The 26,272-nt window shown below is 71.4% G+C and carries 25 protein-coding genes; 11 read left to right on the top strand and 14 right to left on the bottom strand.

Translation table 11 applies throughout. From position 1 onward, the window contains the following. Positions 1–22 precede the first annotated feature (22 nt). Complete coding sequence (locus tag C2L59_RS21095; RefSeq protein ID WP_103351221.1) at positions 23–778, bottom strand: GntR family transcriptional regulator; 756 nt, start codon at positions 776–778, stop codon at positions 23–25. Positions 779–926: 148 nt separating this feature from the next. On the opposite strand from C2L59_RS21095, the gene C2L59_RS21090 reads away from it, so the two are divergent. Beyond that, entirely contained in the window at positions 927–1,973 is a 1,047-nt protein-coding gene (locus C2L59_RS21090) for an SIS domain-containing protein (protein ID WP_103351220.1), read from the top strand. Beyond that, entirely contained in the window at positions 1,970–2,926 is a 957-nt protein-coding gene (locus C2L59_RS21085; RefSeq protein WP_103351219.1) for an N-acetylglucosamine kinase, read from the top strand. Before C2L59_RS21090 ends, C2L59_RS21085 begins: the two co-directional genes overlap by 4 nt. Positions 2,927–3,036: 110 nt before the next feature. Here the strand turns inward: C2L59_RS21085 and C2L59_RS21080 are convergent, their stop codons facing one another. After that, complete coding sequence (locus tag C2L59_RS21080) at positions 3,037–3,699, bottom strand: DUF3159 domain-containing protein (protein WP_103351218.1); 663 nt, start codon at positions 3,697–3,699, stop codon at positions 3,037–3,039. A gap of 269 nt (positions 3,700–3,968) precedes the next feature. Between C2L59_RS21080 and C2L59_RS21075 the strand changes: the two genes are divergently transcribed. The 6 genes from C2L59_RS21075 (at position 3,969) to C2L59_RS21050 (ending at position 9,032) form a co-directional block, all read left to right on the top strand. Then, positions 3,969–4,787: an SGNH/GDSL hydrolase family protein gene (locus tag C2L59_RS21075; protein WP_103351217.1), complete on the top strand. Its 819-nt coding sequence runs from the start codon at positions 3,969–3,971 to the stop codon at positions 4,785–4,787. A 712-nt stretch (positions 4,788–5,499) separates the two neighbouring features. Beyond that, positions 5,500–6,240: an OmpA family protein gene (locus C2L59_RS21070; protein ID WP_233223613.1), complete on the top strand. Its 741-nt coding sequence runs from the start codon at positions 5,500–5,502 to the stop codon at positions 6,238–6,240. A gap of 13 nt (positions 6,241–6,253) precedes the next feature. Continuing rightward, a complete protein-coding gene (locus tag C2L59_RS21065; RefSeq protein ID WP_103351216.1) occupies positions 6,254–6,646 on the top strand; it encodes a hypothetical protein in 393 nt (130 codons plus the stop codon). 59 nt (positions 6,647–6,705) lie between these two features. Then, entirely contained in the window at positions 6,706–7,182 is a 477-nt protein-coding gene (locus C2L59_RS21060) for a hypothetical protein (RefSeq protein ID WP_103351215.1), read from the top strand. Beyond that, positions 7,179–8,060: a hypothetical protein gene (locus C2L59_RS21055; protein WP_103351214.1), complete on the top strand. Its 882-nt coding sequence runs from the start codon at positions 7,179–7,181 to the stop codon at positions 8,058–8,060. Before C2L59_RS21060 ends, C2L59_RS21055 begins: the two co-directional genes overlap by 4 nt. A gap of 306 nt (positions 8,061–8,366) precedes the next feature. Next, on the top strand, positions 8,367–9,032 hold the full coding sequence (locus C2L59_RS21050; protein ID WP_103351213.1) for a hypothetical protein: 666 nt from the start codon (positions 8,367–8,369) through the stop codon (positions 9,030–9,032). Positions 9,033–9,294: 262 nt separating this feature from the next. Here C2L59_RS21050 and C2L59_RS21045 read toward each other — a convergent pair whose 3' ends face one another. The 8 genes from C2L59_RS21045 to C2L59_RS21010 all read right to left on the bottom strand — a co-directional run bounded on the left by C2L59_RS21045 (position 9,295) and on the right by C2L59_RS21010 (position 21,148). Further along, on the bottom strand, positions 9,295–12,042 hold the full coding sequence (locus C2L59_RS21045) for a BTAD domain-containing putative transcriptional regulator (RefSeq protein WP_103351267.1): 2,748 nt from the start codon (positions 12,040–12,042) through the stop codon (positions 9,295–9,297). A 544-nt stretch (positions 12,043–12,586) separates the two neighbouring features. Beyond that, a complete protein-coding gene (thpD, locus tag C2L59_RS21040; protein WP_103351212.1) occupies positions 12,587–13,489 on the bottom strand; it encodes an ectoine hydroxylase in 903 nt (300 codons plus the stop codon). A gap of 28 nt (positions 13,490–13,517) precedes the next feature. Beyond that, entirely contained in the window at positions 13,518–13,910 is a 393-nt protein-coding gene (locus tag C2L59_RS21035) for an ectoine synthase (protein ID WP_103351211.1), read from the bottom strand. Positions 13,911–13,922: 12 nt separating this feature from the next. After that, positions 13,923–15,176: a diaminobutyrate--2-oxoglutarate transaminase gene (gene ectB, locus C2L59_RS21030; protein ID WP_103351210.1), complete on the bottom strand. Its 1,254-nt coding sequence runs from the start codon at positions 15,174–15,176 to the stop codon at positions 13,923–13,925. Positions 15,177–15,191: 15 nt separating this feature from the next. Beyond that, a complete protein-coding gene (gene ectA, locus C2L59_RS21025) occupies positions 15,192–15,701 on the bottom strand; it encodes a diaminobutyrate acetyltransferase (protein WP_199199176.1) in 510 nt (169 codons plus the stop codon). A gap of 226 nt (positions 15,702–15,927) precedes the next feature. Next, positions 15,928–18,990, bottom strand: a complete 3,063-nt coding sequence (locus tag C2L59_RS21020) for a patatin-like protein (protein WP_103351209.1) — start codon at positions 18,988–18,990, stop codon at positions 15,928–15,930. 126 nt (positions 18,991–19,116) lie between these two features. Beyond that, positions 19,117–20,352 carry a DUF445 domain-containing protein gene (locus C2L59_RS21015; protein WP_103351208.1) on the bottom strand — a complete coding sequence of 412 codons (1,236 nt, stop codon included), beginning with the start codon at positions 20,350–20,352 and terminating at the stop codon, positions 19,117–19,119. A 4-nt stretch (positions 20,353–20,356) separates the two neighbouring features. Then, positions 20,357–21,148, bottom strand: a complete 792-nt coding sequence (locus C2L59_RS21010) for an Abi-alpha family protein (RefSeq protein ID WP_103351207.1) — start codon at positions 21,146–21,148, stop codon at positions 20,357–20,359. Positions 21,149–21,232: 84 nt separating this feature from the next. On the opposite strand from C2L59_RS21010, the gene C2L59_RS21005 reads away from it, so the two are divergent. Further along, positions 21,233–22,054, top strand: coding sequence for a maleylpyruvate isomerase family mycothiol-dependent enzyme (locus C2L59_RS21005; RefSeq protein WP_103351206.1), 822 nt, complete (start codon positions 21,233–21,235; stop codon positions 22,052–22,054). A 27-nt stretch (positions 22,055–22,081) separates the two neighbouring features. Here C2L59_RS21005 and C2L59_RS21000 read toward each other — a convergent pair whose 3' ends face one another. Genes C2L59_RS21000 through C2L59_RS20985 form a run of 4 tightly spaced genes read right to left on the bottom strand, consistent with a single transcriptional unit; the run spans position 22,082 to position 25,297 of the window. Continuing rightward, positions 22,082–22,504: a lipopolysaccharide assembly LapA domain-containing protein gene (locus C2L59_RS21000; RefSeq protein WP_103351205.1), complete on the bottom strand. Its 423-nt coding sequence runs from the start codon at positions 22,502–22,504 to the stop codon at positions 22,082–22,084. A gap of 46 nt (positions 22,505–22,550) precedes the next feature. Then, a complete protein-coding gene (locus tag C2L59_RS20995; RefSeq protein WP_103351204.1) occupies positions 22,551–23,690 on the bottom strand; it encodes a dipeptidase in 1,140 nt (379 codons plus the stop codon). A gap of 42 nt (positions 23,691–23,732) precedes the next feature. Further along, positions 23,733–24,335: an alpha/beta hydrolase gene (locus C2L59_RS20990; protein WP_103351203.1), complete on the bottom strand. Its 603-nt coding sequence runs from the start codon at positions 24,333–24,335 to the stop codon at positions 23,733–23,735. Then, entirely contained in the window at positions 24,332–25,297 is a 966-nt protein-coding gene (locus C2L59_RS20985; RefSeq protein ID WP_103351202.1) for a ring-cleaving dioxygenase, read from the bottom strand. The genes C2L59_RS20990 and C2L59_RS20985 overlap by 4 nt, the downstream gene beginning before the upstream one ends. Positions 25,298–25,380: 83 nt before the next feature. Between C2L59_RS20985 and C2L59_RS20980 the strand changes: the two genes are divergently transcribed. Both C2L59_RS20980 and C2L59_RS20975 read left to right on the top strand, forming a co-directional pair. Then, entirely contained in the window at positions 25,381–25,839 is a 459-nt protein-coding gene (locus C2L59_RS20980; protein ID WP_103351201.1) for a MarR family winged helix-turn-helix transcriptional regulator, read from the top strand. A 47-nt stretch (positions 25,840–25,886) separates the two neighbouring features. Beyond that, positions 25,887–26,267 carry a VOC family protein gene (locus C2L59_RS20975; RefSeq protein WP_103351200.1) on the top strand — a complete coding sequence of 127 codons (381 nt, stop codon included), beginning with the start codon at positions 25,887–25,889 and terminating at the stop codon, positions 26,265–26,267. The last annotated feature ends 5 nt before the right edge of the window (positions 26,268–26,272 follow it).

The raw sequence follows: 26,272 nt of genomic DNA, 5'->3' as shown, positions 1-26,272 counted from the left end.
GGGACCCCCGTCAACCGCGCGCCTACGGCAGCAGCGTCGTCACGAACTTGTAGCGGTCGCCGCGGTAGACCGAGCGGGCGAACTCGACCGGCTTGCCGTCGGTGGCGAACGAGTGGCGGGTCAGCATCAGCACCGGCATGCCGACGTCCGCGCCGAGCATTTCCGCTTCCTGCGGCCCCGCCAGCGACGTCTCGATCGTCTCTTCCGCGCGCTCGAGTTCGACGCCGTAGTGCTCGCGTAGAACGGCGTACAACGAACCGCCGGCCGAAACGTGCTTGCGCAGCCCGCGGAACCGGCCGACCGGCAGGTGCGTCGTTTCGAGCGCCATCGGCTGCGAGTCCGCCAGTCGAAGTCGTCGAAGGCGGAGGATTTTCGCGCCGGTGCGGATTCCGAGCAGCTTCGCGAGATCGCCCTCGACCGGCATTTCCTCGACCTCGAGGAGCTTCGACGACGGCTTCAGGCCCTGCTTGCGCATGTCCTCGGTGTAGGAGGACAGCTGCAGCCGCTGGGCGAGCTTCGGCTCGGCCGCGAAGGTGCCTTTGCCCTGCACACGGTGCAGGCGGCCCTCGGCGGTCAGGTCGGCCAGCGCCTGGCGCACGGTGGTGCGGGAGACCGTGAACTCCCCGGCGAGCGCGCGTTCGGTCGGGATCGGCGACCCCGGCGGCAGCACGTCCAGGAGATCGAGGAGGTGCTGTTTCAACGCCCAGTACTTGGGCTCGCGCTGCCCGCGCATCCCGGCGACGGCGCCCGCCTCGCCCGTGGTGGTGGTCTCCAACATGCCCGGCTCCCTATGTCTTCCCTCATCGCACGCCACGTCCCCGTAAGAAACGTACCCTTTTCCCCAAACGCGCCGCCCCTATAACATTGGTCTAGACCTGACCGACGCCGCCTGAGTCCGGTACATAATGCCGGAGGTGGAGAGGAAAATGATGACCGAACAACGGCCCGGCGAGCACATGGCCACGGAGATCGCCCAGCAGCCGGACGTCCTGGCCGGACTGGTGGCGCGTCAGGCGGAAATCGCCGAAGTGGCGGAAAAGATCTCACAACGCCCTCCGCGGTTCGCTTTGCTCGCCGCGCGTGGATCGAGTGACCACGCAGCGTTGTACGCGAAGTACCTGATCGAGGTACTGCTCGGCCTTCCGGCCGGTCTGGTTTCCCCGTCCACGGCCACGCTGTACGGCGCGCGGCCGGATCTGCGGGACGTGCTTTTCGTCACCGTCAGCCAGAGCGGCGGCTCGCCTGACCTGATCGAGGTCACCGAAACGGCGCGGCGCCAGGGCGCGCTGACCGTCTCGGTCACCAACACGCCGGACTCGCCGCTGCGGGCGGCGTCCGAGCTCGGTGTCGACATCGGCGCGGGCGTCGAGCAGGCCGTCGCGGCGACCAAGACGTACTCCGCGACGCTGATGGCGCTGTACCTGCTGATCGACGCGGTGCGCGGCGGCAAGGCGGCCGACGCCGAGAAGATCGGCGAGCTGGCGCAGCAGACCCTCGACGGCGCCGAAGAGGGCGTGCAGCGCGCGGTCGACCGGTACCGCTTCGTGGACCGCGTCCTCACCACCGGCCGCGGCTACTCCTACGCCAGCGCGCTCGAGGGGTCGCTCAAGCTCGCCGAGACCAGCTACCTCGCGGCCCGCGCGTACAGCGGCGCGGACCTGCTGCACGGCCCGGTCGCGGCAGTCGACGGCAAGACCGCCGTGCTCGCGGTGACCAGCGCCGGGCACGGCGGCCGGGCGATGCACGAGGTCCTGGAGGCGGTCGGCAAGCGAGGCGCGGACGTCCTCGCGGTCGGTTCGGCCGCCGCCGAGGTGCCCGCGGCGCTGCGCATCGACGTCGCGCCGACGGTCGAGGAGCTGGCGCCGATCCTGGAGATCCTGCCGATCCAGCGGATCGCGCTCGGCCTGTCGCTGGCTCGCGGCGGCGACCCGGACAGCCCGCGCGGCCTGCTGAAGGTGACCAAGACGAGGTGAGCTTCGCGATCGGCGTCGACGCCGGCGGGACGTCGACCAGGGCCGCCCTGGTCGACGCCGCCGGCGCGGTGCTGGGCACCGGGCGCGGCGATGGCGCCAACCCGAACGCGCACGCGCCCGAGGTCGCCGCGGGCCGGATCGCCGGAGCGATCACCGCGGCGCTCGGCGCGTACGACCCCGGCGCCGTGCGGGCGTGCGTCGTGGGGATGGCCGGGGTCAGCAAGCTGAGCGACGCGGGCGTGGCGACGGTCTTCGACGCGGCGTGGACGCGAATCGGTCTCACGTGTGTCGTCCGGACCGTCGCCGACGCCGAAGTGGCGTACGCGTCGGCGACATCGGCGCCGGACGGCACGGTCCTCGTCGCCGGCACCGGTTCGATCGCCGGCCGGATCCGCAAGCGCCGTCTCGCCGGCACCACGGGCGGCTACGGCTGGCTGCTCGGCGACGAAGGCTCCGCGTTCTGGCTCGGCCGCGAAGCCGTCCGTTCCACTTTGGAGGCTCTGGGCCGCGGGCGGCCGCTCGACGGGCTCCCGTCGGCGGTGCTCGCCGCCGCGCTCGGACCGTCCGGTTTGGACGTCCGGACCGACGCCGGCCGGCTCGCCGCGTCCCGCGCGTTGATCACGGCGGCCAACGCCGAGGCGCCGGTGCGGCTCGCCCGGTTCGCCCCGCTGGTGAGCGCGGCGCACGACGCGGGTGAACCGGCGGCCCGGGAGATCGTCGCCCGCGCGGCCGAGCTCCTGGTCGCGAACGCCCTCGCGGCGCGCGAGCCCGGCGAGTCGACTCCGGTCGTGCTCGTCGGCTCGGTGCTCACCGGAGCGAGCCCGGTCGGCGCGCTCGTGCGCCATCGGCTGGCCGGTCTCGAGGTGCTGACCAGCTCCGATGGCGTGCTCGGGGCCGCCTGGCTCGCCGCCGTGGACGCCTTCGGCGAGGGCACACCGCGGCCCCCGGCATAAGGATCTCGAGCAAAACGCGGCGCAAAGCCGCGAAAACGTCGACTGAACCCGGGTCGGCCGGGTACCGTAGGCAGTGGCCCCCGGACCCTCCCCCCTCGCCGGGGGCCGCCTTATGCCCCGGGTACGTCGTCCGAGCGGGTTTCGGGAGCCAGGCGCAGGCCCGGGTGCTCCGGCGGTAACGCCCGGTAGAGCACCCAGCCACTCACCGCGACGGTCAGCGCGACCAGCGGCCACGAGAGCACCGTGCGGGCCACGCCCAGCGCGATCACCTGGCCGGACCACCACAGCAGGCCGTAGACGACCACGCGCAGCGTGTACTGGCCGAAAACCCAGACCCAGCTGGCGCGCGAGTACGCCTTCAGCAGCGCCGGGTCGCGGCGCCAGCGCGTCTTCTGGCCCAGCACCAGGCCGACGACCACGCCGAGCAGCGGCCAGCGCACGACGATGCTGGCCGCCCACAGCAGCGCGCTGGCCACATTGGACATCAGCTGCAGCAGGAAGAAGTCCTGGGCGCGGCCGGTGTGCAGGGCGATCAGCGCGGCCGCGACAACGGCGGCCAGGCTGACGACCAGCGCCCGCACCTTGCCGCCGCGGGCGTACCGGTAGATCCCGAGCGCCACGGCGACCACGATGGCGGCGCCGGCGCCCCAGGCGACGGACTGCCCGGCTGCGAGCCAGCCGGCGACGAAGCCGACCGGCGGGATGCTGGCGTCGAGGGCGCCCTGGCGGCCGCCGAGGATCTGCGCGAGCGACTCACGGGGTTCTGCGGGCACGTCTCCAGCCTGCCGGATCCCGTCCGAGACGCCCCGGCCAGGGAGATTTTCGCCACATCGGGGCCCCTGTTTGCCTCCCAGTGTGCTGTTTCACGGCATGCCGAAGGTGAAGACTACGTAATAGAGAGGCGGAGAAGGCCGACAAGATAAGACACTGTTACCGCAGACTGAACGCTCGGGGGTGGAGCGGGTTTGCGGCCGATGGTTAGTTGAGGTGTACAACTACACGTCGGGGTGTGTCGGTCGCAGGGATGGGAAGGGGACCCAACGTGTACGGATTCGACAGCTATGTGGCGCTCGGTGACAGCTTCACCGAGGGCCTCAACGACGGTCTGCCGGACGGCTCCTTCCGGGGGTGGGCCGACCGCCTGGCGGAGGTCCTGGCGGGCGGCCGGAACGACTTCCGCTACGCCAACCTGGCCCTGCGCGGCAAGATGCTCGACGAGATCCTGGACGAGCAGCTGCCGATCGCGCTGGAGCTCAAGCCGGACGTGGTCACGCTGTGCGCGGGCGGCAACGACATCATCGTGCCGGGCGCGGACGTCGACGCGGTCACCGAACGCCTGGAGGAGGGCGTCGCGAAGCTGCGCGAGGCGGGCATCCCGGTGCTGATGTTCAACGGCCCGGACACGAAGGTCCTGTCGGTGATGTCGGTCCTGCGCGGCAAGGTGGCGATCTACAACACGAACCTGTGGGCGATCGCCGAGCGCTACGGAGCCCGCATGGTCGACCTGTGGACAATGGGCCCCCTCCACGACCGCCGAGCCTGGAGCGACGACCGCCTGCACTTCTCCCCGGAGGCCCACCGCCGCATCGCCCTGAAGGCGGCGGAGGTCCTGGGCATCCCGGTGGAGAGCGACTGGCGCGAGCCATGGCCCGCGGAGGTGGTCCCGAGCCGCTGGATCGACTCGCGGCGGTCGGATCTGACGTGGACGAAGGTGCATTTGCTGCCGTGGATCCGGCGGCAGATCCGCGGCGAGTCGATGGGGGACGGGTTGTCGCCCAAGCGGCCGAAGCTGGTGCCTTTGGTGCCGCTGGAGGTGCTTGAGGTGCCGGTTTCGGACCAGGCTCAGCAGCAGGCTAGTTGAGGGGTTGGGAGCGGGAGGGGGATTAGGGGCCACAGGGGGCGGCTCGGCGGGCCTTGGCTCGGCGGCCGCTCGGCGGCCGTTGGCGGGCTCTTGGCTCGGCGGCCGCTTGGCTGCCCTGGCTAGGCAGCTTCTGGCTGAGCGAGCCCCTGCCAAATAGCCACCCAGCCCCTCGAAGGCGCCTTCGGCCCGGCAAACCCCCTGGCCCAGCAGCTTCTGGCTGAGCGAGCCCCGCCAAAGAGGCCGCCGACCCCGGGAAGCCGCGCGCGGCCCGGCAGACTTTCGGCCCGGCAGGCATGCCGCCCCACGGCAGCAGCCGGCGCCCGATGAGCAGCCCCTCGCCACCCCGCCAATCCTCGGGCCCCGCAGCCTCGCCCGGGCTCCGGCAGCAGCCAGCCTCGGCAGGCGGACCGGCGGCCTCAGCCCCCGCGGCACCAGCCGGCCGCGGCAGGCCCGGCAGGCATCCCGCCCCGGCCGCAGCCAGCCCCGGCAGGCAACCCCGCGCGCCCGATCCCCGCCGCCTCGCCCGCCGCAAAACCGCAAACTTCCTGGGGCTGCGCCCCCCGGTATCCAGCCTATCCGCCACCTCCGACAGAACGTGCCCGGCCGATCACCCGCCCCCGAGTTGTCCACATGTCGACTTGCCTGGGGACAACTTGTGGATACCACCCGGATTCAGGTCGCCAACCCGTCGCACCCGGCTTAAAGTCCCCTTATGTCCGGTGGTCGGCGCTGGATCCTCGTGGTCCCGATCGCGGTGCTGGTCACAGCACTGCTTGCGGGGGTCGCCACCTGGGCTCAGTCCGGGGGCATGGAACGCGATCTCGCCGCCCGCGCCCAGACCGCCCTCTTCGAAGCGGGCCTTCCGACCGGGGATGTCCGGTTCGACGGGCGGGATGCCATCCTCAGCGGCTTCCCGCCCGACCAGGCGCTGCGAGCTCTCGAAGTCGTCCAGGGCGTCGATGGTGTCCGGGCCGCCAAGGTCACCGGGGACGTCGTCCCCCTCGCTCCCAGCACCACCGCGAGCCCGCCGAGCAGCACCGTCCCCACCACCACCAGCTCGCCGCCGCCGACCACCACCACTACCGCGCCGCCGCCCACCGACAAGGCCGGGGTTCAGGCCGAGATCGATCGGATGCTCACCGAGACGCCGATCAGCTTCGAACCCGACTCCGCCCGGCTCACCGCCGATGGGACGCAGGCCGCGCGCGGCATCGCGATCGCCCTCGCCAAGGCGCCGGCCGGGTTCCGGTACCGGGTCACCGGGCACGTCGCCCGGGGGCCCGGTGGGGAGAGCGCCGCCCTGAGACTGTCGCGGGACCGGGCGCGGGCCGTCGCGCGGATCCTCACCGGCAACGGGCTGGCCGTCAGCCGGGTGACCTACCGGGGGCTGGGCGACACCCGGCCGGCCGGTGACGGCGAAGAAGACCGGCGCGTCGAAATCACAGTCGTCTAAGGGGTGATCGCGGATGTTGTGGCTGTTCGGGCAGATCTGGCTGTGGCTGGTCGTCGCCTTCGCGCTCGGTGCGCTCACCTCGTGGCTGCTCCTGCGGGCCGCGCAACGACCCAAGCCGGCACCCGAACCCGAACCCGAGTACGAACCGGAGTACGAACCGGCGCCGCCGCCCTTGTCGACCGAGCAGACGCAGTTCATCCCCGCCGCCTGGGCGCAGCACGAGCCGGAGCGCCGGCCGCCCGCCCCCGACGAGCCCGAGCCCGTCGGGCACCGGGAAGGGCACCTGCCGCTTCCGCCGCAGCGCGGGGCGGAGGCCGAAGACTGGCCGACCGAGGACGAACCGGCCTGGCCCGAGTCCGAAGAGGCCACCCCGCAGTGGCCGCACCAGCCTGGGCGCGGAAGCTGACACCCATCCTGGTAAATTCCGCTACGCACTGTGAGCGTGACGGTTGAGAAGGGGGTGGCGTGGCGCTCCCCCATTGGACGTCGCAGCAGGTCCTGCCGCCGGGCCGGCACGCCTGCGACCTGGCCGACGTGTACGAACGGCTGGTCTTCGACGCCCCGCACCAGAACGAGCGCGAAATCCTCTTCAGCGCGCTCAACAGCTACCTCGGCGTCGCCCGGCGGATCATGCCGTCCGGCCGCGCCTGGATCGGCGGCGAGCTCGTCACCCGGACCGCCCACCCGCCGCGCGGGCTCGACGTCGTCCTCATCCCGGACGAGTGGGGCGCGCTCAAACGGCTCGACGACGACGGCCGGTCCGCACTGTACGGCCTGCTCACCCTGCGCGGGGTGATCGTCGGGCAGCCGGCCATGTACCTCGACCAGGTACAACCCGTCGGCGGCATGCTGGACGGCTTCCTGTGCCGCCCCGGCGACGAAGACGTGTGGGCCGAGGTCTGGGCCGAAGGCGGCAGGGGCTACCCGGAGATGATCTGGTGAGGAACGAGTTCCGGCGGATCGCCGACGAAATCCCCGGCGGCACGTGGCTCGACGACCTGGCCCGCGCCTCGGCGATGGCGGCCAACGCGAAGTTCGAGCGGACGTCCCGCTCGCCGCTGCTGCACGTCTCGGTGATCGGCGAGCAGACCATCGACGCCTACACCTTCTCCGACATCAGCCGCGCCCTGCAGGACGCGACGGCGAAGATCGGGCACATCATCCGGAACCCCTCCGGCGAGGTCACCCAGGTCCAGCAGACCGACCGGGACAAGGCGCCGCTGATCCAGCGCGGCCAGGCGGGCAACGCCATCTTCTTCGGCTTCCCCGAGCCGGTGGCCGACGACGCGCTGATCGTCGACGGCATCGAGACGCTGTCCGAGCGCGCGGTCAAGGAGCTCTGCGACTTCCTGCCGGCGAACGGCTCGGACGACGGCGCCCTCGACGCCGTCCTGCTGCAGCGCGACACCGTCCGCAACGCGGTGAGCGACATCGTCAACGCCGTCGCGAAGAACGCGGGCATCGGGATGGCGCTGACCCCGACCGCGGGCGAGCGGGTCACCCGCAGCATGACCACCGAACAGGCCCGGATCCTGCAGGGCAGCCTCCGCGAGTCCCGCGAAGAGGTCGGCTACGAGACGGTCCGCGGGCGGCTCGACGGCGTCCGCACCCGGCGGCGGATCTTCTACCTCGACCGCGAATCGGGCGGCACGATCCAGGGCGCGGTGGCGCCGGACCTGCTCGACGAGATCAAGGAGAACCTCGACCGCCCGGTGACCGCCCGGTTGCGCGTCGTGCGCACGACGACGATCGACGGCCGCCGCGGCCGGCCCGTCTTCGAACTGCTCGAAATCACCCCGGAAGTAAGCCTTTTCGACTGAGAAGTCCGGTATGCGACCTTCGTCTTGAACGCTGTGACCTACGGTCGTCGTAAGCCTCACGGTGGTGCCCGGATGTCCGTACGGTATTTACGATACCGGCTGCGAGGTCGCCGAAGGCCGCGTCGAATAGTGGGAACTCCGATATTCTTCCCATTGATCACCGGGTCACACCCTGCCCGCGATGTCAGGAAATACCGATACCTGACGCAAAATGGTGGGACAATGACTTTTTCCAGAATGTAACAATTTCGTTCGGGGCCACACTTATGGGTTAACGTCGTCGCACTCCCACCCGAAGGGGCCCGCATGATGACCGACCCGCAGTACCCGCCGACCACCGCGCGCCACGGAAGACCCGCGCCGCCGGTGACGGCCACGGAGCGTCGTCGAGCCAACGCGCGGTCCGGCCGGAACATCCTGGCGATCGTCGGCCTGCTGCTCGGCACGGCCGCCCTGGTCGTCACGTTCGTCCCCGATGTCGAGTTCGTCGCGTGGCCACTGGGCGGGCTCGGGCTGGTCTTGGCCGTCGCCGGGCTGGTCCAGGTCAAGAAGGGCACCGCGGGCGACCGCGGGCTGGCGATCACCGCCACCACCGTCTCGGTCGCGGCGCTGCTCACGGCGGCCGGGATGCTGCTGTACACGACCTTCCTGGGCGGCGGGGAGTCCGGGCTGCACCTGCCCTCGGTGGCCGGCGACAAGCACGCCGTGATCTTCCAGGTCACCTCGGCCGGCGGCGCGACCGTGCGCTACGGCAGCCTCAGCGACCAGCGCACGGAAAACGCGCCCGCGAGCACCGACGCGTGGCAGGGCCAGGCCTCCTACAACAGTGGTTCGTATCTGTTGACGCTCACCGCGGACACGCGCAACGCGAATGTGGACAACGAAATCAAGTGCGCCATTCTGGTCGACGGCAAGAAGGTCGCGGAAAACAGCGGGACGACGATCGCGCTCTGCACGGCGAACGTGGGCTGAGCGCCTGGCGACCGGCCGGCCTACCCCCATCTCGGCCGGCCGGGCCGCCACGAGCCGCTCCTGGCGGCTCCCGGCCCCGCGGCGGTTTCCCGCGCGGGGCCCGGCACCGGCGTCTCAGCCTGCCCCTCCCCTAGGGCTCAGCCGGCACCGCCGAACCTACGCGGACACCGCCCGCACCCACTAAGAATCCACTAAGGATTCAGCGCACGGGCCCCCGCCGTGACCCATTCGCAACCCGAACCCGGAAAACCGCCGGAAACCTTCACCGGAGATCGGCGAGTTCGGCGCGGACCTCACCGACGAGCTTCGGGTGCACGCGCTCGTAAATGCGCACGGACAACGCCAGCTGTTCCCGCGCGCCGTCGAGATCGCCGCGGGTCCGCAGCACCCGGCCGAGCGTCAGCCGCAGGCCGCCCTCCCGCGCGACGAACCCGCGGCTGATCGCGAGGTCGATCCCCTCCCAGACGTTCCGCTCGGCCGCCTCGACGTCCCCGGCCCGCAGGCTGAGCTCGGCCAGCTTGTCCAGCGCGACGACGACCCGGTCGTCGTCGCCGAGTTCGCGGTCGATCCGCAGGCCGGCGCGCTGGTGGGCGATCGCGTCGGTGAGCCGGCCCGCCCGCTTCTCCGCCTGCGCGCAGCTGCTGAGCGCCTGCCCGCGCAGCGTGACGTCCGGCGCCTCCTCGACGGCTTTGGTGAGCCGCGCGATGGCCTTCTCGTGCTCGCCGAGCCGGCTCAGGGCGCGCCCGAGGTGCAGGTCCACCGACGTGCCCAGCCGCCGGTCGGTGAGTGCGGCGGACAGCTCCGCCGCCCGTTCGGCGTCGGCGAGCCCGGACCCCGGCAGCTCGAAGGTCAGCGCGATCTCGCACCGCGCGAGCAGCAGCCAGCACTGCCCCGCGACGTCGCCCGCGGCTTCGGCGGCGGCGACACCGAGGTCGGCCATCCGCGTCCACTCGTCCAGCAGCGGGCAGGCGATCCGGTAGCTGTGCCCGAGCCGGGCCAGCCGCCAGACGTCGTCGTGGCGGCCCGCGGCGTAGGCGGCGTCGAGGACGGCCAGGAGGTTCGGCCACTCGGCCGCGAACCAGTCCTGCGCCTCGGCGAAGCCGGGCAGCGGCGGCATCGCGTCGTCGGCGAGCACGTGGGCGAAGCCGAGCGGGTCGGCGACCCGGCCCAGCCGGCGCCGCGCCCGGTCGGCCACCGCCTGGTAGTAGCGGATGGTCCAGCCCAGTGCCTCGTCCCGGTCCTTCTCCCCGAGCTCCTTTTCCGCGAGCTCGCGCAGGTACAGCCAGACGAGGTCGTGCGGCACGAAGACGTCCCGGCCGGTCTCGGCCAGCAGGTTGTGCGCGGCCAGCGCCCGCAGCCGCCGCCGGGCCTCGGCCACCGGGATCTGCGCGACCGCGGCCATCACGTGCGGCCCGACCAGCACCCCGGGGATCGTGCCCAGCTGCAGGAACGTCTCGGCGATCTCGCCGGGCAGCCCGCGGAAGGAGACGTCGAAGGCGACTCGCACGCTGTCGTCGGCGCCGTCGACCTGCAGCGCCGCCAGCCGGGTGCGTTCGTTGCCGAGCTCGTCCACGAGCTCCTCCGCGGTCCGCTGCGCGCTCGCCGAGAGCCGGGCGCCCGCGATCCGCAACGCCAGCGGCAGGTAGCCGCACAGCCGCGCGAGGGCGTGGTTGAGGCTCGCCGGACCGGCGAGCTCCTCGATGAGCTGCACGGCGTCCTCGGGCGCCAGGGTGCCCAGGACGCGTTGCTTGGCCGCGTTCGACACGGCGAGCCCGTCGAGGCGCGACCGGCTGGTCACCACGGTCATCGTCCGCGCGCTCGGCGGCAGCAGCGGGCGCACCTGCTCGGCGGTGCGGGCGTCGTCGAGCAGCACCAGCATCCGCCGGCCGGCGATCAGCGACCGGTAGAGCGCGACGCGTTCGTGCAGCAGCTCCGGGATCTTCGCGGTGTCGACGCCGAGGCCGAGCAGGAACTGCGTCAGCAGCTCGGCCGGCTCGAGCGGCGGGTGGTGCGGGTCGAAGCCGCGCAGCGACGCGAACAGCACGCCGTCCGGGAACCGGGACGCGACCCGGTGCGCCCACCACACGACCAGGGTGCTCTTGCCGACGCCGGCGGTCCCGGTGACCACCGCGATCGTCGTCTCCCCGGCTTCGACGCGGGCGACCAGGCCGTCGAGCCAGGCCAGCTCGCCGGCCCGGCCGGCCAGGCTCGGCACCGCGCCGGGCAGCTGCGAAATCGCTTTCGCCGGCTCGCTGCCGGTGGCGGGGGCAACGACGTTGCGCGCCGGGAGGTCGTCGTTGAGCACCCGTTCGTGCAGCCAGCGCAGCTCGGCGCCGGGCTCGACACCGAGGGTGCGCAGGGTCGCGCGGGAGACGGTCCGGTACAGCTCGAGCGCGTCCCCGCGGCGGCCCGCGTGGTACAGCGCCCGCATCAGCTGCCCGGCGGTCCGCTCGGCCAGCGGATCGGCCCGGACGATCGGGCTGAGCTCGACGATCAGCTCCGCGTGCCGGCCGAGTTCGAGGTCGGCGTCGACGCGGGCGCCGTGCACGGCGAGGCGGAGGTCCTCCAGCTCGGGCGCCCGCAGGGAGTCGGGCACCCCGCCCAGCGCCGGGCCCTGCCACAGCGCGAGCGCTTCGGCCAGCAGCGCGGCCGCGACCTCCGGGGTGGCCACCGCCGCGCGGTCCAGCAGCGTGCGCGCCCGGTGGACGTCGATCCGGTCGGGTTCGACGTCCAGCCGGTAGCCCGGCGGCGTGGTGAGGATGCTCAGGCCGTCCAGGTCGCGCAGGATCCGGCGCAGGTGCGAGACGTTGCCGTGGACGATGGTGCGGGCGGTCGCGGGCGGGTCGTGGCCCCACAGCGCGTCGATGATCTCGTCGAGCCCGACGACCTTGCCGGGCTTGAGCGCCAGCAGCGCGAGCAGGCCGCGGACACCGGGACCGCCGATCGGGACGGGGTCGTCGCCGTGGAACAGCTGGACGGGCCCGAGCAGCTGGAGTCGGGTCCGGGCCATGCGCGCGCCCACCTCCCCGGTTCCACGGTGTGCCGGCGTCGCCCCCGCCGGAGAAGTCAACCTACCGTGATCGCCCGTCGGCGAATACCACCCGGCCGGGCCGGGACCAGGACGTTTCGTAGCGCTGCGGATTCCGCTGTACTGGTGTCCGGGGCGTACGGCATCCACCGGAGTACCCGACCGGACGACACGCGGACCCCGCCGGACGACACGGCGCACCCGGACGGGCGGCGCGTGTCGTCCATCCGGGTAAAGGTGTCGGCCACGTGGGTACGCGTGGCCGACGGCCGGGTACGGACATGACACGACCCCGTACCACCGGTCCCGATCCGGTGGTACGGGGTCGTGCTGAACTTCCGGCCGGGCCGCCAGGGGGCCGGTCCGCCCGTCCGTCGCCGTGGCCGTCCGGGCGGGTGTGCTCACCCCGAGCGAAGCACCCGCCGCCGTTCGTCCGCGAAGACGTGTTGCGCGGACCACACGCCCACGCGGTGGCGACACGGTAACAAAGCGCACCGGGCCGGTCACCGGCGGGTCAGGGTTCGGCCTACCTGGTGATCGGCGCCGAGTCGCGGCCGGCGATGAACGCGGGCCGCGGCGCGCTCGCCGCGAACGGCTCCTGCAGGGCGTTGTCCACGCTGTTGAACACCAGGAAGATGTTCGAGCGCGGGTACGGGGTGATGTTGTTGCCCGAGCCGTGCATGACGTTCGAGTCGAACCACAGCGCCGAGCCCGCCTGGCCGGTGAACTGGTCGATGCCGTGTTCGGCCGCCATCTTCGTGATGTCGTCCTCGCCCGGCACGCCCACCCGCTGGTCCTTGAGCGAGCTCTTGTAGTTCGCCTCCGGCGTCTCGCCGGCGCACTGGACGAACGTCCGGTGCGAGCCCGGCATGATCATCAGGCCGCCGTTGAACGGGTGGTTGTCGGTCAGCGCGATCGAGCAGCTGACCGCGCGCGGCGACGGCATGCCGTCCTCCGCGTGCCAGGTTTCGAAGTCCGAGTGCCAGTAGAACCCGGTGCCCTTGAACCCCGGCATGTAGTTGACGCGGCTCTGGTGGACGTACACCTCGGAGCCGAGCAGCTGCCGGGCCCGGTCCAGCACGCGCGGGTCGCGCACCAGCTCGGCGATCAGGCCGGAGATCTCGTGGACGTCGAAGATCGACCGGACCTCACCGGTCTTCGCCTCGGTGATCACGCGCTCGTCCCGGGCGAGCTCCCGGTCGGAGGACAGCCGCACCAGCTCCTGCCAGTACGTCTGCACCTCGCCCACGGAGAGCATGTCCTCGACCACGGTGTAGCCCTTGGTCTCGTGGTTCGCCAGCGTGGCGGCGTCGATCGGGCCGTCGGCTTCGGTACCCCACACCGTGGGGTGCACGCGCGGCAGGTGCTCCGGCGTACCGGTGATCCGGGTCGGGTAAGCGTCGTCGACCCGGGTGTCCGTCAGCGTCACGGGCTTCGCCTCCTGTTGCCTCTCCGGTTTACGCGTCCTCGGTGATCAGCGGGTACACGCCGTTTTCGTCGTGCACCTCGCGGCCGGTCACCGGGGGGTTGAACACGCACACGCACTTGATCTCGGTCTTCGGCCGGACCTGGTGCTTGTCGTGGTCGTTGAGCAGGTAGAGCGTGCCGGGCTTGAGCTCGTACACCTTACCGGTGGCCAGATCTTCGATCTCGCCTTCACCGGAGGTGATGAACACCGCCTCGATGTGGTTGGCGTACCAGAAGTCGTTGACCGTCCCCGCGTAGAGCGTGGTCTCGTGCACCGAGAAACCGACGCCCTCCTTGGCGAGGATGATCCGCTTGCTGCGCCAGTTCTCGGTCTTGATGTCGGCGTCGGTGTCGGTGACCTCGTCGAGTGTGCGGACGAGCACGGGCGAACTCCTTTACTTCTTCAGTACGGCTTTGACGGACTCGTCGATGATCGACAGGCCCTGGGTCAGTTCGTCGTCGGTCAGCGTCAGCGGCGGCAGCAGTTTCATGACTTCGCCGTCGGGGCCGGAGGTTTCCATCAGCAGGCCGCGGGCGAACGCTTCCGCGCAGACCCGGCCGGCCAGGTCGCCGTTCGCGAACTCGAGGCCGCGCGCGAGGCCGCGGCCCTTGGCGGTCAGGTTCGCCTCCGGGTAGGCCTCGACGATCCCGCTGAACGCGCTCGCGATGCGCTCGCCCTTGGCCTTGGTCGACTTCTCGAGCGCGTCGTCGCTCCAGTAGAGGTCGATCGCTTCCTTGGCGGTGACGAACGCCGGGCTGATGCCGCGGAAGGTGCCGTTGTGCTCGCCCGGCTCCCAGACGTCCAGCTCCGGCTTGATGAGCGTCAGGGCCATCGGGATGCCGTAACCGCTGATGGACTTCGACAGGCAGACGATGTCCGGCGTGATCCCGGCGTCCTCGAAGGAGAAGAACGGGCCGGTGCGGCCGCAGCCCATCTGGACGTCGTCGAGGATCAGCAGGATGTTGTGGCGCTTGCAGAGGTCGTCGAGCCCCTTCAGCCACTCCAGGCGCGCGGCGTTGATGCCGCCCTCGCCCTGCACGCCTTCGACGATCACCGCGGCCGGCTCGTTGAGCCCGCTGCCGGAGTCCTCCAGAAGCTTTTCGAAGTACAGGAAGTCCGGCATCGCGCCGTCGAAGTACTTGTCGTACGGCATCGGGGTGGCGTGCACCAGCGGGACGCCGGCGGCGCCGCGCTTCATCGAGTTGCCGGTGACCGACAACGCGCCCAGCGTCATGCCGTGGAAGGCGTTGGTGAAGTTGATGACCGACTCGCGGCCGGTCACCTTGCGCGCCAGCTTCAGCGCGGCCTCGACGGCGTTCGCGCCGCCCGGACCCGGGAACACGACCTTGTAGTTCAGGCCGCGCGGGTCGAGGACCTTGTCGCGGAAGCTCTGCAGGAAGTCGCGCTTGGCCACGGTGAACATGTCCAGCGCGTGGGTGACGCCGTCGCGCTGGATGTAGTCGATCAGGGCCTGCTTCAGCTGCGGGTTGTTGTGCCCGTAGTTCAGCGCGCCGGCCCCGGCGAAGAAGTCGAGGTAGGGCTTTCCGCTCTCGTCGTAGAGGTGGCTGCCCTGCGCGCGGTCGAACACGACCGGCCAGCCGCGGCTGTAGCTGCGTACTTCGGATTCGAGCTCTTCGAAGATGCTCATGTGTTTCTTTCTCTCCTAATCGCCCGGATTCGACGGCGGCAACAGCGGACCGATGCGGTAAAGCTCTTCCGGCAGGTGCCCGGCTTCGGGGAAATCCGCCCCCTCGAACAGCACACTGGTTTCGACCGCGGCGTTCCACCGCTTCGCGAACGACGTGAACAGCCGGATGGACGCCTCGTTGTCCGGGGTGATCGTGGTCTCGAGGTAACGCACGCCCGCACCGACCAGGCGCGTGTACAGCGCATCGAGCAGGGCCCCGGCCAGGCCCTTTCCGCGCTGCGAACGGTCGACCGCGACCTGCCAGACGAGCGCCGCAGCGGGCTCGTCGGGTCTGCGGTAGGCGATGACGAAACCGACCGTCTTGCCATCCTCGCGCGCGACGACCGAAGACTCGGCGAAATCGCGGCACCACAGCATGTATGCGTACGGCGAGTTGAGATCGAGCTTGGCGGAATCACGCGCGATTCGCCACAGCTCCGCGCCGTCCGCCTTGGTCGGGGATTCGATCAAGTGCGTTACGGACATACTCAGGAAACGTAACAGAGAATTTTCCGCGTGCCAGCGACGCAGGTCACGACCCCCGCGATGACCTGCAACGACGCGGTATACCCGGTGAGCAGTCACACAAACATGTTTGACGTGGCCGGAGGCTGGGCAGAAGCGCGGTCCGCGGCCCACGACCCGTTAGCACCATGACCCCGAACCGGGATGATCGCAAGGCGACGGGCCGGAACCGCCGGCGGCGAGTCGCTCAGCGCACGCGTCCGGCGACGGCGTCCGGGGCGGCCGGCTTGGTCGCGACCCGCCGGGGCGAACCACCGCTGCCCCGGCCGGCGCCGGCGACGTTGAGCGCCACCGCCTTCGCTTTGCGTGACCGCAGGCGGTGGCCGAGGCGGCGCGCGATCGCGCTCACCGGCATCACGACCGCGGGCAGGATCAGCAGCCCGGACACCACCAGCCACCACACCGCGCCTTCGCCGCGGCGCCAGCCGGCCACGACGTCACCCAGCCAGCCGAAGAACGGGCGAGCGAGCGGGGGCAGGAACGCGGCCAGCAGCAGCGCCGCCACGACCAGCACCCCCAGCGCCGTGCACAGCCACCGCATCTTGCGGCCGGTCGTGAGCAGCGCCGTCGCCAGGTAGACGGCCGCGCCCGCGAGGACCGGGAGGCCGATCCACTGCAGGACCGCGCCGCCGTTGCTGCCGATCACCAGGCCGGCCAGCAGCGCCAGCACGCCGGCCACGAGCGAGCCGGCCGTGCCGAGCCGGGACGCGCCCTGCGCGACCCTCGCCGTGCTCCTGGCGACCGTCCGCAGGATGCCCGCGACGGTCTTCGGCCAGCCGCCGGGCAGCTGGAACGCGACCGTCCCGGCGTTGACCGTGGCGGCGCCGAGGGCGACCAGGGTGCGGGTCAGCCGGGCGGTCCCCTGCTCCCCGGCGAGCGTCTCGGCCGAGACGCGGCAGGACTGGAACCGGGCCTGCGAGGCCGCCACGTCGATCCGGGGCAGCTCCTCGGCCAGCGCCTGCTCGATGCCCGGGCGGTCTTCGGCGTCGAAGCGTGCCGCGAGGTCGACGACCGGGAGTTCCTCGGCGGCGATCTCCTCCTGCCGGCTCCGGGCCAGCACCATGGCCGTGACCGGCATGCTGACCGGGCGTTCGGCGTCCGGCCCGGCCACCGGGTTCAGATCGGCGTCGAGGCCGAGGAAGGCGAGTTCGGCGGCCAGCTGGTCGCCCAGCTGCTTCGCCTCATCGGTCGTGCAGCGGTCGCGCTCGTCCGGCTTGCGCCAGCCCGGCGCCAGCGCCGCGCGGAACTCCTCGCGGAACCGGTCCCGCCCGACGACGTCACGCACGGTTTCGAGGCGGACCGGGTCGAGCAGGCACTGGACCAGCCAGCCGGCGCCGTCGACGCGGCCCCACATCCAGTCGCTGGCCCGCCAGGACGCCTTGTAGAAGGCGCCGAAGTAGCTCGCCTGCATGCCGGTCAGCTTGTCCCACGACCGGCGTCGCGTCATGTCCAGCAGCGTCCGGGAATCGGCGCTGACCTGCACGAGGTCGACCCGCTGGTCGACCGACGGCGCCTGCGCGAGCAGCCCGCGCGTCGCCACGTGCAGGGTGAGCAGGCGGGCTTGGACGACGTCGTCGGTGCCGGCGGCGTCCGGGCCCAGTGCCAGCCAGTTCAGCAGGGTCGTGACGGATTCCGACTTCTCGGTTTCCGCTTCGGCCAGCGCCCGCAGGGCCGGCGCCGCGGCCCGCAGCCCCTGAACCAGCAGCGGCCACGCCCCGGCCACCGCGGCCGTCTTGTCCGGCTGGACCCATTCCCGGGCGAGGTCTTCGATCCACGTCTCCAGCGAGGCGGCGCCGGGCCCCGGGTGCGCGGTGACCCACTGCCCCAGCCGCACGCCGCGGCCGGCGGTCCGGCGCGCCTCGTGCAGCTGTTCGCGCGCGGCGTTGAGTTCCGGCGACCGGCCGGCGTCCGCCTGCAGCCGGAAGCCGGCGTTGATCAGCTGCAGGCCGATCGCGACGGCGTCGTCGAGCGCGGTCGTCCGGTAGGGCACCAGGCCGGCGACCGGCACGCGGCCGGCCGGCGGCGCGACCGGGATGTCGCCGGCGAGCCCCGCCACCGCGATGTCCCGCAGCCGCTGCGACATCCCGGACGCCCACTGGGTGCCGGGTTCGGCCAGCGCGTACCGCCGGGCGGCGACCCGCACGAGCTCGGCGGCGTCCTCCGCGGTCCGCCGCTCGAGGTAGGCGGCGGCGATCCGCGTGTCGACCAGGCATTCCGGACCCCCGCGCAGCCCCAGCGCGGCCAGCGAAACCCGGGTGTCGCGGGCGCGCAGCACGGCGTCGTTGTGCCGGGTCAGGTCGTCGAGCTCGGCGCTGATCGACTGGCTCATCACGGTGTTGACGACCTTGGCCATCGCGTTCGACAACAGCGGCGGGCGCCCCGCATCACACCCGACGGCGTCGGTCTCCCCCTCGCCGGTCGGCACGACGTAGAGCAGCAGCCGCCGCACGTCGACGTTGGACCGCCGTTCGAAGATCTCCCGCAGCGCCGGCCGCAGCGGCTTGTTCAGCAGCACCCCGCCGTCGGTGAGCCAGTGCGAACGCGTCAGCTCGGTGTACGGCGTCATGTCGGGGTGCAGCCGATCGGTCCCGTCGGTGCCGATGGGCATCCGCGACAGCTCGAAGGCGCCGGGGAAGGACGCGGTGGAGCGGGCGGCCAGCGCGAGCGGCCCCTCCACCCCGACGGTCCACAGTGGACCACAGAACCGGAAGAGCATCCGGTGTTCGGTGTCCCGCACCAGGTTCCCCAGCGCATCGTCGAACCGGGTGGTCTCCCCATCGATCATCGTGCCGGTGAGCAGCACGGTGATATCCGGCTCCTCGACCGGCGGCGCCCCACCGGCGGTGATCTGCCGCAGCGCCCGTTCGACGTCTTCGAGCAGCACCCGATCCCCATCGAGCACGGACCGCGGCTGCGCCTCCCGCGCGTCCCGCACGAGGTTTTCCAGTGAGCCGGTGGTGATCCAGGTGTCCCGCAAGACCTGCGGCGTGGAGCGGAAGGCTTCCGCGAGCCCGAGACAGGCGGCGTTGATCCCCCCGGCACTGGTCCCGGTCAGGACGTCGATCGACACGCTCGCCCGCAGGACATCAAGCAGCCGCCGGTAGAGACCGGGCGCGCTGCCACGCGACTCCCGCAGCAGCTGCGACGTCTCGGTGGCCACCCCGCCCATCCAGATGGCCAGGCTGGCCCCACCCACCATGGTCATCGCCAGGCGGATTTCCTGCTGCCACGGTTCCGCGGTCTCGGCCATGGAGTTCTCCCGCCGATCGGTCATCCTGACGCACAGTAGAGGCGCCGGGCGAGCGCGGAGATACGTACGGGCGTACGGCTGTTCGGGTGGATTTCTTCGCCCGGACAGCCGCCCCCGGCGACGCACCTAACCCGCCAGCTGCTCCAACGCCAGCACCTGGGCCTCACCGACCGCGAACCCCAGCACCGCCCCCGTAGCGATCAGAATCCACTCGTCCTGCTCGAAAGCCGGCCGCAGCAACCGCTCGAACTCCCGGGGTGACAGCTCCTTCATCTTCGACACCAGCACGTTCCGGATGTCCATCGCGTCCGTCGCGTAATCCTCGATGTAGCGCATCGTCTCCGGCAGCCGCGACATGATCTGGGACGCGATCGCCAGCTTCACGTCCTGGTACTTGCGCGAGCCCACCGCGAAAACCAGCAGCGGCTTCGCGACACTCCCCAGCTCCCGGTCCAGCTGGCGCTGGATCAGCGCCAGCACCCGGTCCGACAGCGGTCCGTGGAGAATCGCCTCGATCACGTTGTGCGGGGTGATGATCTCCTTCGCGATCAACGACCCGTACGCCTCCGCGACCTCCGCCCGCCGCTTCAGGAACAGGCCCTGCCACTGCACGCCGAAATACCGGCGGGGCTCGATCGGGTAGAAGATCATCCGCAGCGCCAGCCAGTCCGTGAACCAGCCTGTGAACAGGCCGAAGACCGGCATGATCGGCGGGAACTTGAACAGCACCCACGCCACCATCTGGACGACGCCGATCGCGCCGCCGAAGACCAACCCGGACCGCGCGATGAACTTGAACTCGCGAGCGCCCGCCTCCTGGAAGATCCGGTTGAGCAGGCGCTTGTCCTTGACCAGGCTGGTGACCACCATGCCCTTGAGGTCGAACACACTGTCCACATCGGACTTGATCAGGTCGAGCACGGCGGCGACCATCCGCGGCGATTCGTGCTGGACGCGCTGGATCACCAGGCGCTGCACGCGCTCCGGCAGCGACTCCCACAGCCCCGGCCGGTAGTGCGCCGCCACCTCGCGGACGATGTCCTCCACGCCCGCCAGCAACGGCTTCTCGATCTCCTGGGCGATCCGGGACGCGTCGAGGCGCGCGACGACCTCGGCCGGCTTGATCAGCTGCTCGGTCATCGTGTCGCAGGCGATGCTCGCCATCCGGGCCGCGCGCTTCGGGACGATGCCCTGCCAGCCCAGGAACGGCTTGACGCCGACGAACTCCACCGGCTGGAACATCATCCGGATCGCCACGAGCTTGGTGCCGTAGCCGATCAGCGCCGCGACGAGGGGGATCGAGACGTAGAGGGGCCAGTGCCGCGCGAAGTCGGCGAGGATGCCGCCGAAGAAGGCCCCCATCCCGCTAACCCAGGCTCGGGTCGCAGGCCTGCCAGAACTGCGCGCCGAGGCGCGAGACGTGGATCGTCCGCCGGACGAACTTCGCGCGCCGGACGTGCTTCTCCGCCTCGCGCACGGTTTCGTCGGTCAGCAGGATCTCGTACTGCGTCTCCAGCGACGGCACCTCTTCGTCCAGGTCGACCAGGCCGAGCCCGATCAGCCGGGTGACGTAGCCGGGCACTTGGTCGGGCAGCGACACCCCGGCCGCCTTGCCGACCGTCGAGGCGTTGCGCAGCACCACCCGGCCGTTGCCGCCGAGGCCGGTCCGCTCGACGACGTCGACGGCGGGGAACGGCGAGCCGTCGGACAACGCCGACAGGATGCGGGCCTCGTCCGGCGTCAGCTGGCGCAGGATGATCGCGTAGAAGTACTCGCGGGCGCGGTCCCGGCCGAAGCCGATGGAGTGGTTGAGCAGCTCGGCCATCGCGGCGCGCAGCGGCTCGCCGTGGTTGTCGCGCAGGGGCACGAGCGTCACGGCGGCTTCGACCTTCCCGGGCACCGCCGGGCGGTTCATCGCCGACGCGGCGGTCAGGGCGGCGTGGTACGGGTCGTCGACCTCGTCGAGCCGGCGGCGCAGCTCGGTCAGCAGCCGGCGCTCGACCTGCCGGACACCGCGTTCGGCGGTCTCGACGCCGGGGAGCTTGCGACCGAGCGCGAAACCGGTGCGCGAGGCCCAGCCCGCCAGCTGGCCGGCGCGGCGGGCCAGGTCGGCCACCTCGTCGGCCGTGCCCCGGCCGTTCGGTCGCTCTGCGTTCACCGGCGGACTCCCCTCTGCTTACGCGGCTGATGCTACCTGCGGGTAGGCCGAATGGAGGTGTGATGTGCGTGTTGGATGGCCGGTATGAGTCCGACGCGCTGGGGCCCGCCGATCGACGTCCTCCCGTACTTCTCCAAGGAGGAACAGGCGCTGATGACGCTGCTCGGCGCGCTGACCGACGAGGACTGGACGCGGTCGACCATGTGCGCCGGCTGGACGGTCAAGGACGTCGCCGCCCACCTGCTGGGGGACAAGGTCGGCCGGCTGTCCCACGGCCGCGACGGGCACCGGGCGGAATCCCCCCGTTCGGGTGAGGCCTTCCCGCGGTTCATCGACCGGATCAACGAGGAGTGGGTCGTCGCCTGCCGCCGCCTCTCGACGGACGTCCTGCTCACCATGCTGTACGAGTTCATGGGCCAGACGACCGAGTACTGGGCGCAGCTGGACCTCGACGCCCTCGGCATCCCGGTGTCGTGGGCGGGCGACGAGCCCGCGCCGCGCTGGCTCGACGCGGCCCGCGACTACTCCGAATTCTGGGTGCACCACGTGCAGATCCGCGAGGCGCTGGAGCACACGCCGCTGGAAGCGGAGTACGCCGAGCCGATCGCCGACACATTCGTCCGCGCGCTGCCGCACACCCTGCGCGGCGTCGACGCCCGCGTCGGCAAGCAGGTCGGCTACACCGTCACCGGCCAGGGCAGGTGGTACGCGCGCCGCGAGCGCGACGGCTGGGTCCTGGACCGCGGCGCGCCGCCGTCACGCACCCCGCTGGCGTCGGTAACGACGGACCTGGACACGTTCTGGCGGCTCTGCACCCGCAACGCGGCCGACGTCGGCCGCGTCCGGACGTCCGGGGACGAAAGCGTTTGCGCCACCGTCCTCGGGATGACGTCGATCATCGTCTGAGCGTCACTTTCACGTGAAAGTGACGCTCTAGCGGCGGCGCGCCTGCTTCCGCAGCTGCAGGATCCGGGCGCCGCCGATCAGGGCGACCAGCACCGCCCCGCCGATGGCCGAGAACAGCATGGCGATGGCCAGCGGCAGGCGGCCTTCGGCGCCGAAGAAGTGCACGGTCACCGAGTCCAGGTTCTGCAGGATGAAGATCAGCAGCACGACCAGCACGAGCAGGCCGGCGATCACCGCGACCCAGGTGCCGCTGATCCGGGTCGGCCGGGTCTTGCCCGCCGGTTTGGCGGGCGCCGGCCGCACCGGCGTCACCTCCTCCGCGCCCGGCCGGACGTCGCCGGCGCGCAGCTCGGCGGGTTCCAGGGCGCCTTCCGGCACCTCGGTGCCGGGCAGGTCGTGGTGTACGGGACCGGTGGGGCGGTCGGCCGCGCCCCCGCGCGCGTGCGTCATGTGACCAGTGTCCGTCCGGCGGGCGGGGAGCGCTGGCTCAAACCCCCTAACGGGCGAAGCCGTCGACCTCACGGAGAACGCGGAGGGTGTTCTTGCCGGCCAGTTTCGCGCAGTCGTCCTCACTCCACCCGCGCTCGAGCAGGGCGGCGAACAACACGGGGTACTTGGACGTGTCCTCCAGCCCCTCCGGCAGGGAAGCGACGCCGTCGTAGTCGCCGCCGAGGCCGATGTGGTCGATCCCGGCCACCTCGCGGGCGTGTTCGACGTGCGCGACGACGTCCTCGACGGTGGCGAGCGGCTTGGGCGGGCCGTCCCACTCCTTGACGAACGCCCCGCGCTGGGTCAGGTTCCGGTACTCCTGCCCGGCCTCGGCCATCGCGGCCTCGAGCCGCTCGTTCCAGGCGGCCACCTTCGGCGAGACGAACGCGGGCACGAAGGTGATCATCGCGACGCCGCCGTTGCCGGGCAGCTGGGCGAGGACGTCGTCGGGGACGTTGCGGGGGTGGTCGTTCACGGCGGTGCACGAGGAGTGGCTGAAGATCACCGGCACCGAGCTGACCTCGATCGCCGCCCGCATGGTCGACGGCGCGACGTGCGAGAGGTCGACCATCATCCCGATCTTGTTCATCTCGCGGACGACGTCGCGGCCGAACTCGGTGAGCCCGCCGTGGACCGGCTCGTCAGTGCCGGAGTCGGCCCAGGTCGTGTTGAAGTTGTGCGTCAGCGTCATGTACCGGACGCCGAGCCGGCGCAGGATCCGGAGCACCCCGAGCGACTCGGCGATGCTGTGGCCGCCCTCGGCGCCGAGCAGCGACGCGATCCGGCCGTCGGCGAAGGCGGCCTCGGCCTCGTCGGCGGTGGTGACCAGGCGCAGCCGGCCGGGGTAGCGCTCGACCAGCTGGTGGACGACTTCGATCTGCTCGAGGACGGCGGTCACGGCACTGTGGCCCTCGAACTCACAGGGCACGTACACCGACCAGAACTGCATGCCGAGCTTCCCGTCGGCGAGCTTCGGGAAGTCGGTGTGCAGGGCGGGCTGCCGGACGGTCAGGTCGAGCGACGCGGCCGCTTCGACCGGGTTCGGGCCGCCGTGCTGCCGCAGCTCCCACGGCAGGTCGTTGTGCCCGTCGGCGAGGATGACCGCGTCCAGCAGTTTGGTAGCACGCTGTAGTGCCTCGTTAGTCATCGCCCGATCGTAGGGTGGTCCGGTATACGGTCCGTACAAACGTCAGGCCGTCATCCACTTCGCGGCCGCGCGGACACCGTCCACAGTGATCTGGTGGCCGCCGGGGTGGCGCTGCGTGACGACGTCGGCCCCGCGTTCGCGCAGCAGCCGGATCAGCTCCTCGGTGGAGGCGAGCGGCGCCATCGGGTCGCGTTCGCCGTTGGCCAGGAAGATCCGCGACGCGGACAGGTCGTGCCCGGGCGGCGCCGGGACCGGCGACATCGCGGCAAACAGCGCCGCTTCCCGGACCACCTCGGGCCGCAGCAGGGCCACCGCGGCCGCGATGTTGGCGCCGTTCGAGAAGCCGACGGCGACCAGCCGCCGGTCGCCGAAGCCGTACTCCTCGCGGGCGTCCCGGACGAAGTCGGCGAGCTCGTGCGCGCGCCGCACGACGTCCTCGTGGTCGAACACGCCCTCGGCCAGCCGGCGGAACCAGCGCGCGGCGCCCTGCTCCGACACCGGGCCGGCCGGCGCGAGCACGGCGGAGTCCGGGCTGAGCTCGCGGGCCAGGCCGAGCAGGTCGTCCGGGCGGCCGCCGGTGCCGTGCAGCAGGAGCAGCACCGGCGCGTCCGGCGCCCCCTCGGCGTACTCGTGCGCCAGCGTCATGACAGCTCCGGGTTGTTCTCGGTGGGCAGGTTGAGCTTCGGCAGCATGTGCTCGATTTCGTCGCGGCGCGGCTCCAGCCACGGCGGCAGCTTCAGGGCGCGGCCCAGCTCCAGCAACGGCTCGTCGATGGCGAAGCCGGGCTCGTCGGTCGCCACCTCCAGGAGCGTGCCGCCCGGTTCGCGGAAGTAGATCGACCGGAAGTACTGGCGGTCCAAAATGGACGTCACTCGCACGCCCTTGCCGACGAGCTCTTCGCGCCACGATTTCTGGGTTTCCTCGTCGGGCGCGCGCCAGGCGACGTGGTGCACGCTGCCCGCGGCGACCAGCCCGCGCGGCGCGTCCGGCGTCACGAGGACGTCGACGAGCGCGCCCGGGCCGCCTTCACCGGCGGCGAACCGCAACCGGTTGCCGTCCTGGTGGGCGAAGCCGAGGCCGAGGTCGCCGGTGAGCATGCCGGCGGTGGCGTCTTCCTCGGTCACCGAGAGTGTCACCGAGTGCAGCCCGCGGATGGCGTGCTCGGCCGGGACGAGCTCGGTGTCCCACGGGTCCCGCGGGTCGCCCTGCGGGTGGGCGACGAGCGCGAGCTGCAGGCCATCGGGGTCACGGAACGTGAGAGTGGCTTCGTCGTCGGCGTTGCGGACTTCGCCGGTGTCGACGCCGGCGGCGGCGAGGTGCCGCTGCCACCAGCCGAGCGAAGCTTCGGGGATGGAGAACGACGTGGTCGTCGCCTGGCCGGTGCCGTGGCGGCCGCTGGGCGCCTCGGGCCACGGGAAGAACGTCATCAGCGAACCGGGTTTGCCGGAGCTGTCGCCGTAGTAGAGGTGGTAGGTGCCCGGGTCGTCGAAGTTCACGGTGGTCTTCACCAGCCGCAGGCCCAGGGTGCGCAGGTAGAAGTCGGCGTTGCGCTGCGGGTCGCCGCCGATGGCGGTGACGTGGTGCAGGCCGGTCGTCCGGATCGACATGGGTGCCTCCTCGTCCAAGGTAACCCGATAACCTCTCGCTAGCAAGATATATTCCGGCGAAGCTTTGCGGTAAGGTGGCGCACGTGACGCCTGATCCGAACACCGACGACGACGAGATCGTCACCTGGTGGGGCCTGGTCATCGAGGGCTACCTGGCCACCCAGGACAAGCTGATGGGCGAGATCGCCGGCCGGTTCGGGCTCGCGCCCGCGTCGTTCGACATCCTGCTGCGGCTGGTCCGCTCGCCCGAACACCGGATGCCGATGACCCGGCTGGCCACCGAGGCGGCGCTGTCCAGCGGCGGCTTCACGAAGGTGGCGGACCGGCTGGTGGCGGCCGACCTGATCTGCCGGATCCCGAGTCCCGACGACCGCCGCGTCACGTTCGCGTCGCTGACCGAGCACGGCCTCGAGGTGGCGAACCAGGCCCGCGCGGCCGCCGCGGACATCCTGCGCCGCATCGTGCTGACCCCGCTGGGTGACGACGCGGCGGCACTCGCCGAAGCCATGCGGACACTCCGGGCGTTCAACGACGGGCGTTGAAAAAGTCGAGGTCACCGCGGTGCCCGCGACGGCGCACCATGAGAACCATGCTGACCGAATCGACGATCACGACGATGCTTCCGGTGACCGACAGTGAACGAGCCGGTCACTTCTACGCGGACTCCCTCGGCCTGAAGCAGGTGGGGAAGGGCGAGGACGGAACGCTCTACTTCGCCGCGGCCGGCGGCGCGATCGGCCTCCGCCCGATGCCGGCCGGCGCCCAGAGCGAGAGCACGGCGCTGAGCTTCGAGGTCAGCGACCTGCCCGCCGAAGTCGACGCCCTGGAAAGCCGCGGCGTGCACTTCCAGGACTTCGAGACGGAAGGGCTGAAGACGGTCGCCCACATCGCCGAGCTGGGCAACGAGCGGGCGGCCTGGTTCAACGACTCCGAAGGCAACGTCCTCTGCCTGCACGAGGTGCTGACCTGACCTCT

Origin of the sequence: Amycolatopsis sp. CA-128772 (assembly GCF_002904295.1) — a bacterium.
Classification (GTDB): Bacteria; Actinomycetota; Actinomycetes; order Mycobacteriales; family Pseudonocardiaceae; genus Amycolatopsis.
This window is presented reverse-complemented; position numbering and strand designations above follow the sequence as displayed.